This is a genomic window from Gordonia heveisoli, assembly GCF_030315745.1.
Classification (GTDB): domain Bacteria; phylum Actinomycetota; class Actinomycetes; order Mycobacteriales; family Mycobacteriaceae; genus Gordonia.
Genome location: NZ_JASXSH010000007.1, coordinates 38906 through 53196 on the forward strand (window position 1 = coordinate 38906; position 14291 = coordinate 53196).

Consider the following 14291-nt stretch of genomic DNA (forward strand, 5'->3'; position numbering starts at 1 on the left):
CGGCGGGCGGGCCGAACCCGGGGGCGACTGATCCTGGGATTGCGGCCCCAGCGGTGGCGGACCAGGCGGCGGCGGACCAGGCTGTGCCGGACCCGGCCGTGCCGGATCTGGAAGGGGCGGCGGGAGGTGTGGTGTGTTCATCGCGACGGCCGGCTCACGTCGGTCAGGCGCCGGGCCGGGGCGGCAGCGGCGGCGGCGAGCTGAACAGGCCGGTCAGGGCGGGCACCTGCCCGGCGGCAGACCATTCGGCCATACCCGCGGACCAGACCAATGTCGCCGGGGTCAGGGTGCCCGCGGCGACGAAGGACTGCAACTGCGCGACGGTGAACGGTCCGCCCGCCTGACCGTTCTGGTCGACGTGGTAGGTCACCGCGCCCGGCAGCGGCGGGGGAGCCGCGGCCGGCGCCGGGGCCTGCTGCTGCGGTTGCGCCGATTGCGGTGCGCCCGCGACCATGCCGCCCATCTGCTGGCCGAATGCCATCCCCATACCCGCACCGAGGAAGTCCCCGACGCTGCTGCCGCCGGGGTTGGCGGCGCCGGCGACCATCGCCTCGCCGAGCTTGCCCTGTTGGTAGCGCTGCATATCGTCGACCTGGTTGAGGAACCCCTGCTCCTCGACACCGCGCGCGACGCCGCGGGTGATGGCGGCGGTGATCTCGTCGGGTAGCGACACGTTGAGCAGGATGTCGTCGATGGCCAGGCCGTACTCGTCGTCGACCCGGTCGGCGACGAAGTCGCGCAGCCGGGCCGACAGTTCGCCGACCCGTCCCTGCAGATCCAGCACACCGACCTTGGTCTCGATGACCATGTCGGCGAAGGCCTGGGAGATGATGCGGCGCAACAGTTCGGCGATCTCGTCGACCTGCACGGTGCTGTCGGTGCCGATGATCTGACGCAGGAAGATCTCCGGATCGGCGACACGGACCACGCACATGCCGTTGGCGCGCACGTGCACGAGTTTGAAATCAGGGTCGCGGATCGTGATCGGATTGGGTGTGCCCCAGCGCAGTTCGGTGACCGGTCGGGTGTTGATGAAGTAGACCTCGCTGCGGAACGGGCTGTTGAAGCCGTGCTTCCAGCCCTGCAGCGTCGACATGATCGGCAGCGCCTCGGTGGTCAGCTGATAGTTGCCGGGGCCGAACTGATCGGCGATCTGCCCGCGATAGACGAAGACCGCACGCTGACCCTCGCGGACGATGAGCTGGGCGCCGTTCTTGATCTCGTTCTGATAGCGCGGGAACCGCCAGGCCAGGGTTGTGCGGGAATCATCGAACCATTCGATGATGTCGACGAGTTCGCCCTTGAGTTTGGAGATCACACCCATGGTTGCGCGGTCCTGTCCTCGATTCGGTCACTGCCTCTGCATGGTGAGCGTATGCGGGCCCGACGACCGGCGCATCAACCTCGTCACACCAACGACCGACGGGCGGGCGCGGTTCCGCCGTCGCCAACGTTTCACCCTCATCGCACGATGAGCGACGCGCGCGAGACACGTGGATTAGGTTCGGTGGATCATGGACTCGAAGATCATGGTCGCCACCTGGGGCGCCACCGCATCATTGTCCGATCCGGCCGTCGTCGTCGCGCTGCGTGACGCGGGTGCGCGCCGCGTGCAGCTCAACATCTCCGACGCCACCGTCGCGGGCGGGCTGCGGATCAGCGAACTCGATCCACCGATCGAAGCGGTGGTCAGCGTCTGGACGTCCCGGCCCGACGCCGCGGTGGCAGTGCTGGCCGCCCGCGCCGAACGCGTGGCCGCCTGGGAGGTCACGACCCGCGCGCCGCTCGACCCGGCGCTTCCCGCCGACGGGACCCGGGTCGACGCACTCGCCAACCTGGCCTTCTTGCGCAGGCCGGCCGATCTCCCGCGCACCGAATGGCTACGCATCTGGTTAGAGGATCACACGCGGGTGGCCATCGAGACCCAGGCGACCTTCGGCTACCACCAGAACATCGTCGAGCGTGCGCTCACCCCCGACACCCCGACAGTGGACGCGATCGTCGAGGAACTGTTCCCGATGGCCGCCATCGGCGATGTGCACGCCTTCTACGGCAGCGGCGGTGATCCGCTCGAATTGGAGTCTCGGATCAGTCGGATGCTGGCCAGCGTCGCGCGATTCGGTGCCGACCGCGACCTCGACGTGGTGCCGACCTCGCGCTTCGATGTGAAGCTGACCTGACTCCAGCGCGATCGCGACGGAAGAGAAGCTCAGGCCTGGCCGCCGGGCGCGGTTGCCCGCCGACCGCACGGATTTGGGTCTGGCCAGCGAATTCTCTACACTAGAGCGGTTGCCTGTGCTCCTTGGCCATGGCCGGAGCCGTCGCATCCATAACTGAATAGTCGTCGGTGCCGGTGAAAAACCAAGGGCATCGGCGGCGAGAACCTTATGAAAACCATCCACTTCGTGGAAGGCCCACCGCAGGTCAGAGGTGAATTTTCCTCACGTTTGCGCTGTATGGGAACCGCTACGAGAAAGGTTGACGGTCAACCATGACCATGACTGATCCGATCGCAGACTTCTTGACACGTCTGCGTAACGCCAACTCGGCGTACCACGACGAGGTGACCCTGCCGTCGTCGAAGATCAAGGTGAACATCGCCGAGATCCTCAAGCGCGAGGGTTACATCACCGACTTCCGCGTCGAAGACGCCGAGGTCGGCAAGAATCTCGTCGTCTCCCTGAAGTACGGCCCGAGCCGGGAGCGCAGCATCGCTGGTCTGCGACGCGTCTCCAAGCCGGGTCTGCGGGTGTACGCGAAGTCCACCAACCTGCCCAAGGTCCTGGGCGGCCTCGGCGTGGCCATCATCTCCACGTCGTCCGGTCTGCTCACCGATCGTCAGGCAGCCAACCAGGGCGTGGGCGGCGAAGTCCTCGCCTACGTCTGGTGAGGAAGGGGTAGACAATGTCGCGTATCGGTAAGAACCCCATCGAGATCCCCGCTGGTGTCGACGTCTCCGTCGATGGCCAGGACGTGCGGGTCAAGGGCCCCAAGGGTGAGCTCTCGCTCACCGTGTCGGAGCCGATCACGGTTGCCACGGAGGACAACTCCTTGGTCGTGACCCGGCCCAACGACGAGCGTCGTAGCCGTGCACTGCACGGCCTGAGCCGCTCGCTTATCAACAACCTGGTCATCGGTGTCACGCAGGGCTACACCACCAAGATGGAAATCTACGGTGTCGGCTACCGCGTGCAGGCCAAGGGTAAGGACCTCGAGTTCGCCCTCGGCTACAGCCATCCCGTGCCGATCGAGGCTCCCGAAGGCATCACCTTCGCCGTGGAGTCCCCGACCAAGTTCTCGGTCTCGGGTATCGACAAGCAGCAAGTCGGCCAGATCTCGGCGAACATCCGCCGCCTGCGTCGTCCGGACCCCTACAAGGGCAAGGGCATTCGCTACGAGGGTGAGCAGATCCGTCGCAAGGTCGGAAAGACGGGTAAGTAAGCCATGAGTGATACAGCAACCAAGAACGTGCGCAAGCCGGTCGGCAAGGACGTCTCCACGCGTCGCCGCACCGCGACCGGTAACCGTCACTTCCGTCTGCGCAAGAAGGTCAGCGGCACGCCCGAGCGTCCCCGTCTGGCCGTCAAGCGCAGCAGCCGGCACATCCACGTGCAGCTGATCGACGACCTGGCCGGCAAGACGCTGGCCGCCGCGTCGACGATCGAGGCCGACGTGCGCGCCGCAGGTGGCGACAAGTCCGCGCAGGCGCGCAAGGTCGGCGAGCTGATCGCCGCCCGCGCCAAGGCAGCCGGTGTCGAGGCCGTCGTGTTCGACCGTGGTGGCAAGGACTACCACGGCCGTATCGCCGCGCTGGCCGATGCCGCCCGCGAGGGAGGCCTGGCCTTCTGATGAGCACCAACACGATTTACACCCATATGACCGGAGGGAACCTCTGATGCCCGGACGTCAGCGTGACGGCGGAAACGGACCCGCCGGTAACGACAACAGCAACGCCAACAACAGCGGCGACCGTCGCGGAGGACGCGGCGACCGTCGCGATCGTGGCGGCCGCGACCGCGACCAGGATCGCAACCAGCTCGAGCGCGTGGTCACCATCAACCGCGTGTCGAAGGTGGTCAAGGGTGGACGTCGGTTCTCCTTCACCGCCCTCGTGGTCGTCGGTGACGGCCAGGGCATGGTCGGCGTCGGATACGGCAAGGCCAAGGAAGTTCCGGCGGCCATTCAGAAGGGTGTCGAAGAGGCTCGCAAGAACTTCTTCCGCGTCCCGCTGATCGGCGGCACCGTGACCCACCCGGTTCAGGGTGAGGCTGCGGCAGGCGTCGTGATGCTGCGTCCGGCCAGCCCCGGTACCGGTGTCATCGCCGGTGGCGCGGTGCGTGCCGTGCTGGAATGCGCGGGCGTCCACGACGTCCTCGCCAAGAGCCTCGGCAGCGACAACGCGATCAACGTGGTGCACGCCACGGTGGCCGCGCTGAAGATGCTGCAGCGTCCCGAAGAGGTCGCCGCACGTCGTGGTCTGCCGATCGAGGATGTCGCTCCCGCCGGTATGCTGCGGGCGCGCGCGGGTCAAGGAGCGTAACGACCATGGCAGAACTGAAGATCACCCAGGTCAAGGGCACCGTCGGTACCAAGCAGAACCAGCGTGACAGCCTGCGGACCCTCGGCCTGAAGGGTATTCGCAAGTCGGTCACCCGCGAGGACAACGCGGTCAACCGCGGCCTCATCAATGTGGTGCGGCACCTCGTGACAGTCGAAGAGGTTAAGTAATGACCATCAAGCTCCATCACCTTCGCCCCGCTCCGGGCGCGAAGACCGAGAAGACCCGCGTGGGTCGCGGTGAGGGCTCCAAGGGTAAGACCGCAGGCCGCGGCACCAAGGGCACCAAGGCGCGCAAGAACGTCCCCGCACGCTTCGAGGGCGGCCAGATGCCGATCCACATGCGGCTGCCGAAGCTCAAGGGCTTCACCAACCGCAACCGGGTCGAGTACCAGGTCGTCAACGTCGGTGACATCGCCAAGCTGTTCCCGCAGGGCGGCACCATCGGCGTCGACGAGCTCGTCGCCGCCGGCGCCGTTCGCAAGAACGAGCTGGTCAAGGTGCTCGGCGACGGTGAGCTGTCGGTGGCGGTCAACGTCACCGCCAACAAGTTCACCGCGTCGGCCAAGGAGAAGATCGCCGCTGCCGGTGGCAGCGTCACCGAGCTCTGACATACCTTTCCCACCCTCGGGTGGCAGCCGGTCGAGCTGCCACCCGAGTGGTGGGTTAGTCGGGCACTGTTAGAGTTTCAAGCGTTGTCCTGTCGCATCCGATCAACGTCGATTGCCGACACACGGGGGACCGGGTTCGAAACAACTCGGACGGCACCTCGCGTGGTCGTTCCTAGGAGGAGTTAGTGCTTTCCCCCCTCATCGCGGCCTTCCGGACGCCCGATCTGAGGAAGAAGATCCTCTTCGTCATCGGCATCATCGTCCTCTACCGCCTTGGTGCCACGGTCCCGTCTCCCGGCGTCGACTACAAGGCCGTGCGGACGTGTCTTGACGAGATCTCGCGCGGCGACAGCAACACCGTCTATTCGCTGATCAACCTGTTCTCCGGCGGCGCACTGCTGCAGCTGTCGGTGTTCGCGATCGGCATCATGCCCTACATCACGGCGAGCATCATCGTGCAGCTGTTGACCGTGGTCATCCCGCGCTTCGAGCAGTTGCGCAAGGAAGGCCAGTCCGGGCAGGCCAAGATGACGCAGTACACGCGCTACCTGACCGTGGCGCTCGCGTTGCTGCAGTCGACCGGCATCGTGGCACTCGCCAGCGGGGGCAAACTACTTCCGAGCACATGTTCGACCAGCGGCGACGTCATCTCCAGTGACAACATCCTGGGTCAGATCATCATCGTGCTCGTCATGACCGCGGGTGCCTGCCTGGTGATGTGGTTCGGTGAGTTGATCACCGAACGCGGCATCGGTAACGGCATGTCGCTGCTCATCTTCGCCGGTATCGCCGCGCGTATCCCGGCCGAGGGCCGCACCATCCTGACCAGTCGCGGCACCCTGGTGTTCGTCCTGGTCCTCATCGCCGCACTGATCATCATCGCCGGTGTCGTGTTCATCGAGCAGGGCCAGCGCCGAATCCCGGTGCAGTATGCCAAGCGCATGGTCGGGCGCAAGATGTACGGCGGATCGTCGACCTATCTGCCGCTCAAGGTCAACCAGGCCGGCGTCATCCCGGTGATCTTCGCGTCGTCGCTGCTGTATCTGCCGCAGCTGATCGTCGAACTCACCAAACCCGGTCCGGGCGAAGAGCTGGCGACCTGGCAGACCTATGCCACGAAGTATCTGACCGACCCGAGTAATCCGGTGTATATCGCGGTCTACTTCCTGATGATCATCTTCTTCACCTACTTCTACGTCGCGGTGACCTTCAACCCGGAGGAGCGCGCCGACGACATGAAGAAGTACGGCGGGTTCATCCCGGGCATCCGCCCGGGCGCACCGACCGCCGACTACCTCGGTTATGTACTGAGCCGCATCACGCTTCCCGGCTCGATCTATCTCGGTATCATCGCCGTACTACCGAACTTGTTCCTGGACATCGGGAACAGTGGGGGAGCCCAGAACCTGCCATTCGGGGGTACGGCCGTGCTGATCATGGTCGGCGTGGGTCTGGACACGATGAAGCAAGTCAACAGTCAGCTGATGCAGCGTAAGTACGAAGGGTTCCTGAAGTGAGACTCGTGATTCTCGGTCCTCCCGGCGCAGGCAAGGGTACGCAGGCGGAACTGCTGAGCGAAGCGCTCGGCATCCCCCACATCTCCACCGGTGACCTGTTCCGTGCGAACATCTCTCAGGGAACCGCAATCGGCATCGAGGCCAAGAAGTATCTCGATGCCGGCAACCTGGTGCCGTCCGAGATCACCGTCGACATGGTCCGTGCCCGCGTCGGCGAGCCGGATGCCGCGAAGGGATTCATCCTCGACGGCTTCCCGCGGTCGACCGAGCAGGCCGACGCTCTCGCCGAGATCCTGGCCGCGCTGGGCGGTTCGCTCGACGCCGTGCTGTCCTTCGAGGTCGACGCCGACGTCGTGGTCGAGCGGATGCTCGCCCGTGGTCGCGCCGACGACACCGAAGAGGTCATCCGCAACCGGATGTCGGTGTACGCCAACGAGACCGCCCCGCTGCTGGAGTACTACGGCGATCAGGTCAAGACGATCGGCGCGGTCGGCGACATCCAGGACGTACATCAGCGCGTGCTGAGCGCCCTCGGCGCCGGCGTGGCCTGATCACAGAGATCAAAGCTGTTGTCCGGTATGGGGTTCCGTCGTCGTAAGAAGGTTCCGTTCCGTAGCGCCGGAGAGCTCGATGCCATGGCCGCGGCGGGAGCGGTGGTCGGCGCGGCACTCATCGCCTGTCGCGAGGCGGCGGTGGTGGGTGCCAGCACCGCCGACCTCGACGAGGTCGCCGAGTCGGTGATCCGCGCCGCCGGTGCGGTGCCGTCGTTCAAGGGCTATCACGGGTTTCCGGGGTCGATCTGTAGCTCGGTCAACGACGTTGTGGTGCATGGCATCCCGTCCGCCGATGTGGTCCTCACCGAAGGTGACCTGGTATCCATCGACTGCGGCGCGATCCTGGACGGATGGCACGGCGATTCGGCGTGGACCTTCGGTGTCGGGACGTTGAGTCAGGCCGACACCGAGTTGTCCGAGGCGACCCGGTTGTCCATGGAGGCGGGGATCGCCGCGATGATCGACGGTGCGCGACTGACCGACATCTCGCACGCGATCGAACTCGGGACACGGGCCGCGGAGAAGGAGTTCGGCCGTCCGTTCGGGATCGTGGACGGCTACGGCGGCCACGGCATCGGTCGGGAGATGCATATGGAACCGTTCCTCTCGAATGAGGGCGCTCCTGGGCACGGCCCGCTGCTCGTGGTCGGTTCGACGCTGGCGATCGAACCGATGCTCACCCTCGGCACCACCCAGACGACCGAACTCGACGACGGCTGGACCGTCGTCACCGACGACGGTTCGCGATCGGCGCACTGGGAACACACCGTGGCGGTCACCGCCGACGGTCCGCGCATTCTGACCGCTCGCCCGGCCTGATTCAGGCGGGATCGTCGTCGGCGATCCGGTCATCGCGGGTGTAGACCACCATCGAATCCCCGCGAACGAAGCCGGCGAGGGTCATCCCACGGTCCTCGGCCAGTTCGACGGCGAGTGACGACGGTGCCGAGACCGCGGACAGCAGCGGAACGCCTGCCATCGTGGCCTTCTGCACCAGTTCGAAACTGGCCCGCCCGGACACCTGCAGAATATGTCCGCGAAGCGGTAGTCGGCCGTTGAGCAGTGCCCATCCGATGACCTTGTCGACAGCATTGTGTCGGCCGACATCCTCACGCAGGACCAGCATGTCGCCGTCGGCGTCGAAGAGGGCCGCGGCATGCAACCCGCCGGTCTTGTCGAAGACGGCCTGTCCGGTCCGCAACGCGTCCGGCAGCCTCAGCAGCGTCGCCGAATCGATCTGTACCGAATCGTCGGCGATGTCGAAGTCCGAGGCGACCACGACGTCGTCGATGCTGGCCTTGCCGCACACGCCGCAGGCGCTGGTCATGGTGTAGTTGCGCCTGGGCTCGGGCGCCGGCACCCCGGCGGCGAGGGTGGTGTCGACGACGTTGTAGGTGTTGGCCCCGGCGATGAGGGTGTCGCTGGTGGTGGTTGCACCCGCACAGTAGCGGGAGGCGAGTAACTGGTCGCGGGCGGAGATGATGCCTTCGGCGACAAGGAATCCGGCGACGAGCTCGAAGTCGTTGCCGGGGGTGCGCATGGTGACCGCCAGGCGTTGCCCGCCGACCCTGATCTCCAGTGGTTCCTCGACGGCGAGGACGTCGGCGCGCCGATGACGGTCCGCACCGCGCTGGATGCGGACGACGCGTCGTCGTGTGGTGATGCGGCCCACAGCCCAACTGTAGCGGCCACTAACCGGCGTTACTCGGCCCGGTCAGCTCTCCAGCAGGATGGTCACCGGTCCGTCGTTGACCAGGTGGACTTTCATGTCCGCACCGAAGCGGCCGGTCTCGACCGTCGCCCCGGCCGAGCGCAGGGCGCCGACGACGGCGTCGACCAGCGGTTCGGCGATCGATCCGGGAGCCGCGGCGTTCCAGGACGGCCGACGACCTTTCGCGGTGTTGGCGTACAGCGTGAACTGGCTGATCACCAGGATCGGCGCGTCGATGTCGGCGGCCGCGCGCTCGGCCCGGCTGCCGTTATCCGTGCTGCCTTTATCCGCGCTGCCGTTATCCGCGCTGTCGGTGCCGTCGAAGATCCGCAGTCGCCAGATCTTGTCGGCCAGCTTGGCCGCGTCGTCGGGGGTGTCGGTGTGGGTCACCCCGACGAGGACGACGAGTCCGAACCGGCTGTGGGACACGTCGAGTCGGGCGATGACCTCGTCGTCGACGACGACGTGACCGGCAGTGACTCGCTGGACGACGGCACGCATTCCTCCACGATGCCAGCCGGTCGGGGGTCGAGGAGCAGTGGGGTTGAGGAGCGCTGGGGTGGGGCGGTTACGCGACGCCGCCCACGGTGATCAACTCGCGTACTGGGCGGATGCGCGGCGGGTGGCGAACTGGTTGGCCGGCTGCGGCAGCCCGAAGTGGTCGCGCAGGGTGGTGCCGGTGTACTCGGTGCGGAACAGGCCGCGCCGCTGCAGGATCGGGACGACGGTCTCGGTGAAGTCGGTGAGTCCGCCCGGGTAGTAGGGCGGCATCACGTTGAAACCGTCGGCGGCGCCGTGGCTGAACCATTCGGTGATGGTGTCGGCGATCTGCTCGGGCGTGCCTGCGAACACACGATGGCCGCGCGCCCCGGCCAGGCTGTGCAGCAATTGACGCAGGGTCGGGCGGTCGCGTGCGACGATTCCGGCGACGACCTGGCGGCGACTGCGCTTGTTGTTGACCACGTCGCCGGCGTCACCGAAGGTCGCCGGGTCGATCGGGGCGTCGAGCTCAGCGGCGGAGAGGTCGATCCCGGCCAGCGAGGACAGCTGTTGGATGCCGTAGTCGGGCACCGTCAGTTCGTTGAATTCGCGTTCGAGGTTCTTTGCCTCGGCCTCCGTGCCGCCGATGAATGGGCTCAGGCCGGGGAGGATGACGACGTGGTCGGGGTTGCGGCCCAGGGCTTGTGCACGGGACTTGATGTCGGCGTAGAAGGTTTGGGCGTTCTCGATCGACTGATGTGCGGTGAAGATGGCCTCGGCATAGCGGGATGCGAAGGCGCGCCCGTCGTCGGAGGCGCCGGCCTGGACCAGTACCGGGTGGCCCTGCGGCGAGCGTGGCGCGGTGAAGGCCCCGCGCACCGACAGGTGTTCGCCGACGAAGTCGGCCCGGTGGATCCGATCGGTGTCGGCGTAGATGCCCGCCTCGCGGTCGAGACGGATCGCGTCGTGTTCCCACGAATCCCACAGGCGGGTGGCGGCTTCGACGAATTCGGTCGCCCGCTGATACCGCACCGCCGGGTCGGGATGTGCACTCAGCCCGAAGTTCTCGGCGGCGGCGTCGGTGGCGGTGGTGACGATGTTCCAGCCCGCGCGCCCGTTGGACAGGAAGTCGAGGCTGGAGAACAGGCGGGCCAGGTTGTACGGCTCGTAATAGGTGGTGGAGGCGGTCGCGATGAGACCGATCCGTTCGGTGGTCTGGGCGATGGCGGTCAACAGGGTGATCGGCTCGAGCCGGCCCGCGGCGTTGTAGGCGGCTTCGGTGCGCAGTGCCGGACCGTCGGCGAAGAACACCGCGTCGAACTTCGCGGCTTCAGCGGCCCGCCCGATCTGTTGGAAGTAGTCGGCGTCGAAGATGCGGTGCGGTTGGGTGCGCGGATGGCGCCAGGCTGCCTCATGGTGGCCGGCCGGATAGATGAAGGCGTTGAGATGGAGCTGGCGTTGCACACTCATGGAAAGCCTTTCGGTGGCAAAGATATTCGGGAGACGGACATTCGCGGTCGGCGCCGGTGCGACGCGAGTCGATCGGGGACCGGCGGGCAATCAGCTCACGGTGTCAACAAAGCTGACCCGGTCCAATGGTTTGGCGCAGGGCGAAGTATTGTTGTGCGCCTCGCGGGTTGGGGCAGACCGTGGTGCACGTTCGGCTCACGATGGTTGCGATCACCGTGGGTCCGGGCGGAATTCGGTGGCGCATTCCGCTGTTGTGCCCGTCGTGGTCGATGGCCCTGTTTCCGGCATCGGTACCGTCGACGGGGTGGCCGGGGTCCGACCGTCGGCTAGTGCCGACCTGACCGACCGCCGATCTGATTGACTGCTGACCTGATCGACTGCTGACCTGATTGACTGCTGACCTGATAGACCGCACAAGCCCTTCCGAAGGAGACGATCATGACCGCCGGTGCCAGCGATACCGCCGACCGTGCCGAACACATCGAGCGATTCGGTTCACATGGTGTCTGGGGATGGTGGGGCCAGTTCTCGCCGGAGGAGGTCGCGCAGGTCGAGGAACTGGGCTACGGGGCCATTTGGCTGGGTGGCTCGCCGAAGCACCTCGGCCCGATCCGCAAGGTGCTGGCGGCGACCAAGGACATCACCGTCGCGACCGGCATCGTGAACATCTGGAACACCGACGCGGCTGCCATCGCCGACGACTTCCTCGCGCTCGAAGCCGACTTCCCGGGGCGGTTCTATCTCGGCATCGGTGCCGGACATCCGGAGGCGACCGCCGAGTACACCAGGCCGTACGACGGGGTGTCGGGCTACCTCGACGTCCTCGACGAGAAGGGCGTGCCCGCGCAGCGTCGGATCCTCGCGGCTCTGGGACCGCGGATGCTGGCGTTGTCGGCCGAGCGGGCTCTGGGCGCGCATCCGTACCTGACGCCGCCCGCGCACACTGCGGTGGCGCGTCAGGTACTCGGCGACGGGGTGTTGCTGGCCCCGGAACACAAGGTCGTCCTCGACACCGATCCGGAGGCGGCGCGAGCCGTCGGCCGGCCCCCTGTCGACCAGCCGTATCTGCACCTGCGCAACTACACCAACAACCTCAAGCGTCTGGGCTACACCGACGCCGACATCGAGAACGGCGGCAGCGACGCGCTCATCGACGCGCTTGTCGCCCATGGTGACGCGACGACCGTCCGGGCCGCGCTCGACGCCCACCTGGCCGCCGGCGCCGACCATGTCGCCGTCCAGGTCCTCGGCTCGACAACGCCGGTCGAGCAGTTCGCCGCCGTCATCGGAGCCTGATCCGCCCCACCGAAACGGGCCGGGGCCGGGTTCGTCCCCGGGTTTCAGTTCGTCCCCGCGTTGCAACCCGGGGAGGTTTGCAAACCTAGGGGAGGAACGTTCGTCCCCTACTTTCGGTCGGGGCGGTCAGTTCAGGGCGGTCAGTTCAGGGCGTAGGTGACCTTCACGGTGAAGGTCACCTCCTGCTGACCGGGCTCGACGGGGACCGGAGCGGCGGCGACCCGGTCGAAGGCCGGCGCGGGCTGTTCGTCGCCGCTGGTGGATTCGGAGATCGACAGCACGTTGCCGAGGGAGTCGTCGGCCAGTTCGGCGTACTGCTCGGCGCGTGACCGGGCGTCCCCGAAGGCGGCGGTACGGGCCTGGGCCAACAGCTTCGAGTTGTCGTCGATGGCGAAACTCACGCCGCTCAGCCGGGTGTTGTCGCCGCCGGCGTCGACGGCCACACGCAGGATGTTCGACGCCTTGCTGAGGTCGCGGATGACGATACGAATCGTGTTGGAGGCCTGATAGCCACTGATCGCCGACGACGAGCCGGGCGCGGGGGAGGTGTATTGCGGCGACAGGGTCACCTGCTGGGTCTGTATGTCGGCCCGTGCGACCCCGGCCGCGACGACGGCGTCGGTGACCGCGCGGACCTTGGTGCTCGCCTCGTTGAGCGCGGTGCTGACATCGGGGCCGGAGGCCTCGACACCGATGGTCGCGCGCAGGGTGTCGGGGGTGCCGCTGACCTGACCGGAACCGACGACGGTGACGGTGCGTGGCGTGGCCGGTGACTCGTGGTCGTCGTCATCGCCACAACCCGCGAGGAGCAGCGCGGCCCCCAGCAGTCCGACGAGCACCGCCGCCGGGCGGTGACGTCGGGAACGATGGGTGGTGAGGTTCTCGCGGGTCATCCGGTCTGTCTCCTTCGGCGGCTTGTCTGACTGGCTGCGGTGCCTGACCGGATACTCAGTCGATGGGTTCCTTCATCAGCAGAGCGAGACCCCAGCCGACCACGGACACCACGATGGCGCCGAAGATCGCCGACCACCAGAATTCGTCGACCTCCAACCCCCAGTGTGTGGTGTTGCGGGTGATCCAGGCGGTGATCTCCAACATGAAGGCGTTGATGACGATGTGGATCAGGCCCAGGGTGAGGATGTAGAACGGGATCGAGATCAGCTGCACGATCGGTTTGATGATCGCGTTGACCAGTCCGAAGATCACCGCGACGACGATCACGATGCCCAGCTTCTCCCAGTTGTTGTCGCCACCGACGAAGTCGATGCCGGGCACGATGAGTGCCGCAATCCATAGTGAGAAGCCGGTGCATGCGGTGCGGATCAGGAAGGCGCGCATGCGATCAGTGTGCCAGCCGGTGGCCCCGACAGTGGTGCGGTGAAATGCCCGCGTCGACCCATCAGCAGGCGATTGGCACTGTTCTCCCAGTTCGCGTAACATTGATCGTCGGTGCGCGTTGCGTGTCGGCGTCGGCGTGTCTTCACGTGGGTGTCGGCCGACGGGCACCGGTGGCCCGGTTCGACACCGGTGACCATCACAGTAACGGCAGCGCCCGGTTCGTACCGGGCAACACGTATTCAACCGGGCCGCCGGGCGCGATCAACCGATCGCGGACCGACAGCCAGGATCGCGGAGGACATGGCGAAGAAGGACGGGGCCATCGAGGTCGAGGGTCGAGTGGTCGAACCTCTGCCCAATGCGATGTTTCGCATTGAGCTGGAGAACGGACACAAGGTTCTCGCCCACATCAGTGGCAAGATGCGGCAGCACTACATCCGCATCCTGCCCGAGGACCGGGTCGTCGTGGAACTCTCGCCCTACGACCTCGGTCGTGGGCGGATCGTGTACCGCTACAAGTGAGTGAACTTCCCGGACCTGCAGGTTCGGGGCTTCCCCGGGCATCCGTCCGGGGAACAAACCGCCTCCCACGGGTGCGGCGTGCCGTCGTGCGCGTGGGCGACAACAGGAGAGATTTGACGTGAAGGTTCAGCCGAGCGTCAAGCCGATCTGCGAGAAGTGCAAGGTGATCCGCCGCAACGGACGGGTCATGGTGATCTGCGAGAACCTGCGCCACAAGCAGCGCCAGGGCTGATCA

At 66.4% G+C, this 14291-nt stretch carries 19 protein-coding genes; 13 read left to right on the forward strand and 6 right to left on the reverse strand.

Annotation, left to right across the window (positions count from 1 at the left end; translation table 11 throughout):
* Positions 1–163 precede the first annotated feature (163 nt).
* Complete coding sequence (locus QSJ18_RS08020) at positions 164–1324, reverse strand: SPFH domain-containing protein (RefSeq protein WP_286325831.1); 1161 nt, start codon at positions 1322–1324, stop codon at positions 164–166.
* Positions 1325–1514: 190 nt separating this feature from the next.
* On the opposite strand from QSJ18_RS08020, the gene QSJ18_RS08025 reads away from it, so the two are divergent.
* The 10 genes from QSJ18_RS08025 to map all read left to right on the forward strand — a co-directional run bounded on the left by QSJ18_RS08025 (position 1515) and on the right by map (position 8058).
* Entirely contained in the window at positions 1515–2180 is a 666-nt protein-coding gene (locus QSJ18_RS08025) for a hypothetical protein (RefSeq protein ID WP_286325832.1), read from the forward strand.
* Between the two features lie 311 nt (positions 2181–2491).
* Entirely contained in the window at positions 2492–2890 is a 399-nt protein-coding gene (rpsH, locus tag QSJ18_RS08030; protein WP_286325833.1) for a 30S ribosomal protein S8, read from the forward strand.
* Between the two features lie 14 nt (positions 2891–2904).
* Positions 2905–3441, forward strand: a complete 537-nt coding sequence (gene rplF / locus QSJ18_RS08035; RefSeq protein WP_286325834.1) for a 50S ribosomal protein L6 — start codon at positions 2905–2907, stop codon at positions 3439–3441.
* Between the two features lie 3 nt (positions 3442–3444).
* A complete protein-coding gene (rplR, locus tag QSJ18_RS08040; protein ID WP_286325835.1) occupies positions 3445–3849 on the forward strand; it encodes a 50S ribosomal protein L18 in 405 nt (134 codons plus the stop codon).
* 46 nt (positions 3850–3895) lie between these two features.
* A complete protein-coding gene (rpsE, locus tag QSJ18_RS08045) occupies positions 3896–4540 on the forward strand; it encodes a 30S ribosomal protein S5 (RefSeq protein ID WP_286325836.1) in 645 nt (214 codons plus the stop codon).
* Between the two features lie 5 nt (positions 4541–4545).
* Complete coding sequence (gene rpmD / locus QSJ18_RS08050) at positions 4546–4728, forward strand: 50S ribosomal protein L30 (protein ID WP_286325837.1); 183 nt, start codon at positions 4546–4548, stop codon at positions 4726–4728.
* The gene (rplO, locus tag QSJ18_RS08055; protein ID WP_286325838.1) at positions 4728–5168 is read left to right on the forward strand and encodes a 50S ribosomal protein L15; all 441 of its coding nucleotides are present in this window, start codon (positions 4728–4730) and stop codon (positions 5166–5168) included. The genes rpmD and rplO overlap by 1 nt, the downstream gene beginning before the upstream one ends.
* A gap of 185 nt (positions 5169–5353) precedes the next feature.
* Positions 5354–6685 carry a preprotein translocase subunit SecY gene (gene secY, locus QSJ18_RS08060; RefSeq protein WP_286325839.1) on the forward strand — a complete coding sequence of 444 codons (1332 nt, stop codon included), beginning with the start codon at positions 5354–5356 and terminating at the stop codon, positions 6683–6685.
* Positions 6682–7236 (forward strand): adenylate kinase, encoded by a 555-nt coding sequence (locus QSJ18_RS08065; RefSeq protein WP_286325840.1) that lies wholly within the window; start codon positions 6682–6684, stop codon positions 7234–7236. Before secY ends, QSJ18_RS08065 begins: the two co-directional genes overlap by 4 nt.
* 27 nt (positions 7237–7263) lie before the next feature.
* Positions 7264–8058: a type I methionyl aminopeptidase gene (gene map, locus QSJ18_RS08070; protein ID WP_286325841.1), complete on the forward strand. Its 795-nt coding sequence runs from the start codon at positions 7264–7266 to the stop codon at positions 8056–8058.
* Between the two features lies 1 nt (position 8059).
* Here the strand turns inward: map and fdhD are convergent, their stop codons facing one another.
* The 3 genes from fdhD to QSJ18_RS08085 all read right to left on the reverse strand — a co-directional run bounded on the left by fdhD (position 8060) and on the right by QSJ18_RS08085 (position 10900).
* Entirely contained in the window at positions 8060–8911 is an 852-nt protein-coding gene (fdhD, locus tag QSJ18_RS08075; protein ID WP_286325842.1) for a formate dehydrogenase accessory sulfurtransferase FdhD, read from the reverse strand.
* 42 nt (positions 8912–8953) lie between these two features.
* Complete coding sequence (dtd, locus tag QSJ18_RS08080) at positions 8954–9451, reverse strand: D-aminoacyl-tRNA deacylase (protein WP_286325843.1); 498 nt, start codon at positions 9449–9451, stop codon at positions 8954–8956.
* A gap of 90 nt (positions 9452–9541) precedes the next feature.
* Entirely contained in the window at positions 9542–10900 is a 1359-nt protein-coding gene (locus QSJ18_RS08085) for an LLM class flavin-dependent oxidoreductase (protein ID WP_286325844.1), read from the reverse strand.
* A gap of 438 nt (positions 10901–11338) precedes the next feature.
* On the opposite strand from QSJ18_RS08085, the gene QSJ18_RS08090 reads away from it, so the two are divergent.
* A complete protein-coding gene (locus tag QSJ18_RS08090) occupies positions 11339–12196 on the forward strand; it encodes an LLM class F420-dependent oxidoreductase (protein WP_286325845.1) in 858 nt (285 codons plus the stop codon).
* 140 nt (positions 12197–12336) lie between these two features.
* Here the strand turns inward: QSJ18_RS08090 and QSJ18_RS08095 are convergent, their stop codons facing one another.
* A complete protein-coding gene (locus tag QSJ18_RS08095) occupies positions 12337–13089 on the reverse strand; it encodes an SIMPL domain-containing protein (protein WP_286325846.1) in 753 nt (250 codons plus the stop codon).
* A gap of 55 nt (positions 13090–13144) precedes the next feature.
* Positions 13145–13534, reverse strand: coding sequence for a phage holin family protein (locus tag QSJ18_RS08100; protein WP_286325847.1), 390 nt, complete (start codon positions 13532–13534; stop codon positions 13145–13147).
* A 300-nt stretch (positions 13535–13834) separates the two neighbouring features.
* Between QSJ18_RS08100 and infA the strand changes: the two genes are divergently transcribed.
* Positions 13835–14056: a translation initiation factor IF-1 gene (gene infA, locus QSJ18_RS08105; RefSeq protein WP_005187701.1), complete on the forward strand. Its 222-nt coding sequence runs from the start codon at positions 13835–13837 to the stop codon at positions 14054–14056.
* 118 nt (positions 14057–14174) lie between these two features.
* Entirely contained in the window at positions 14175–14288 is a 114-nt protein-coding gene (rpmJ, locus tag QSJ18_RS08110; protein ID WP_005207978.1) for a 50S ribosomal protein L36, read from the forward strand.
* Positions 14289–14291: the final 3 nt, after the last annotated feature.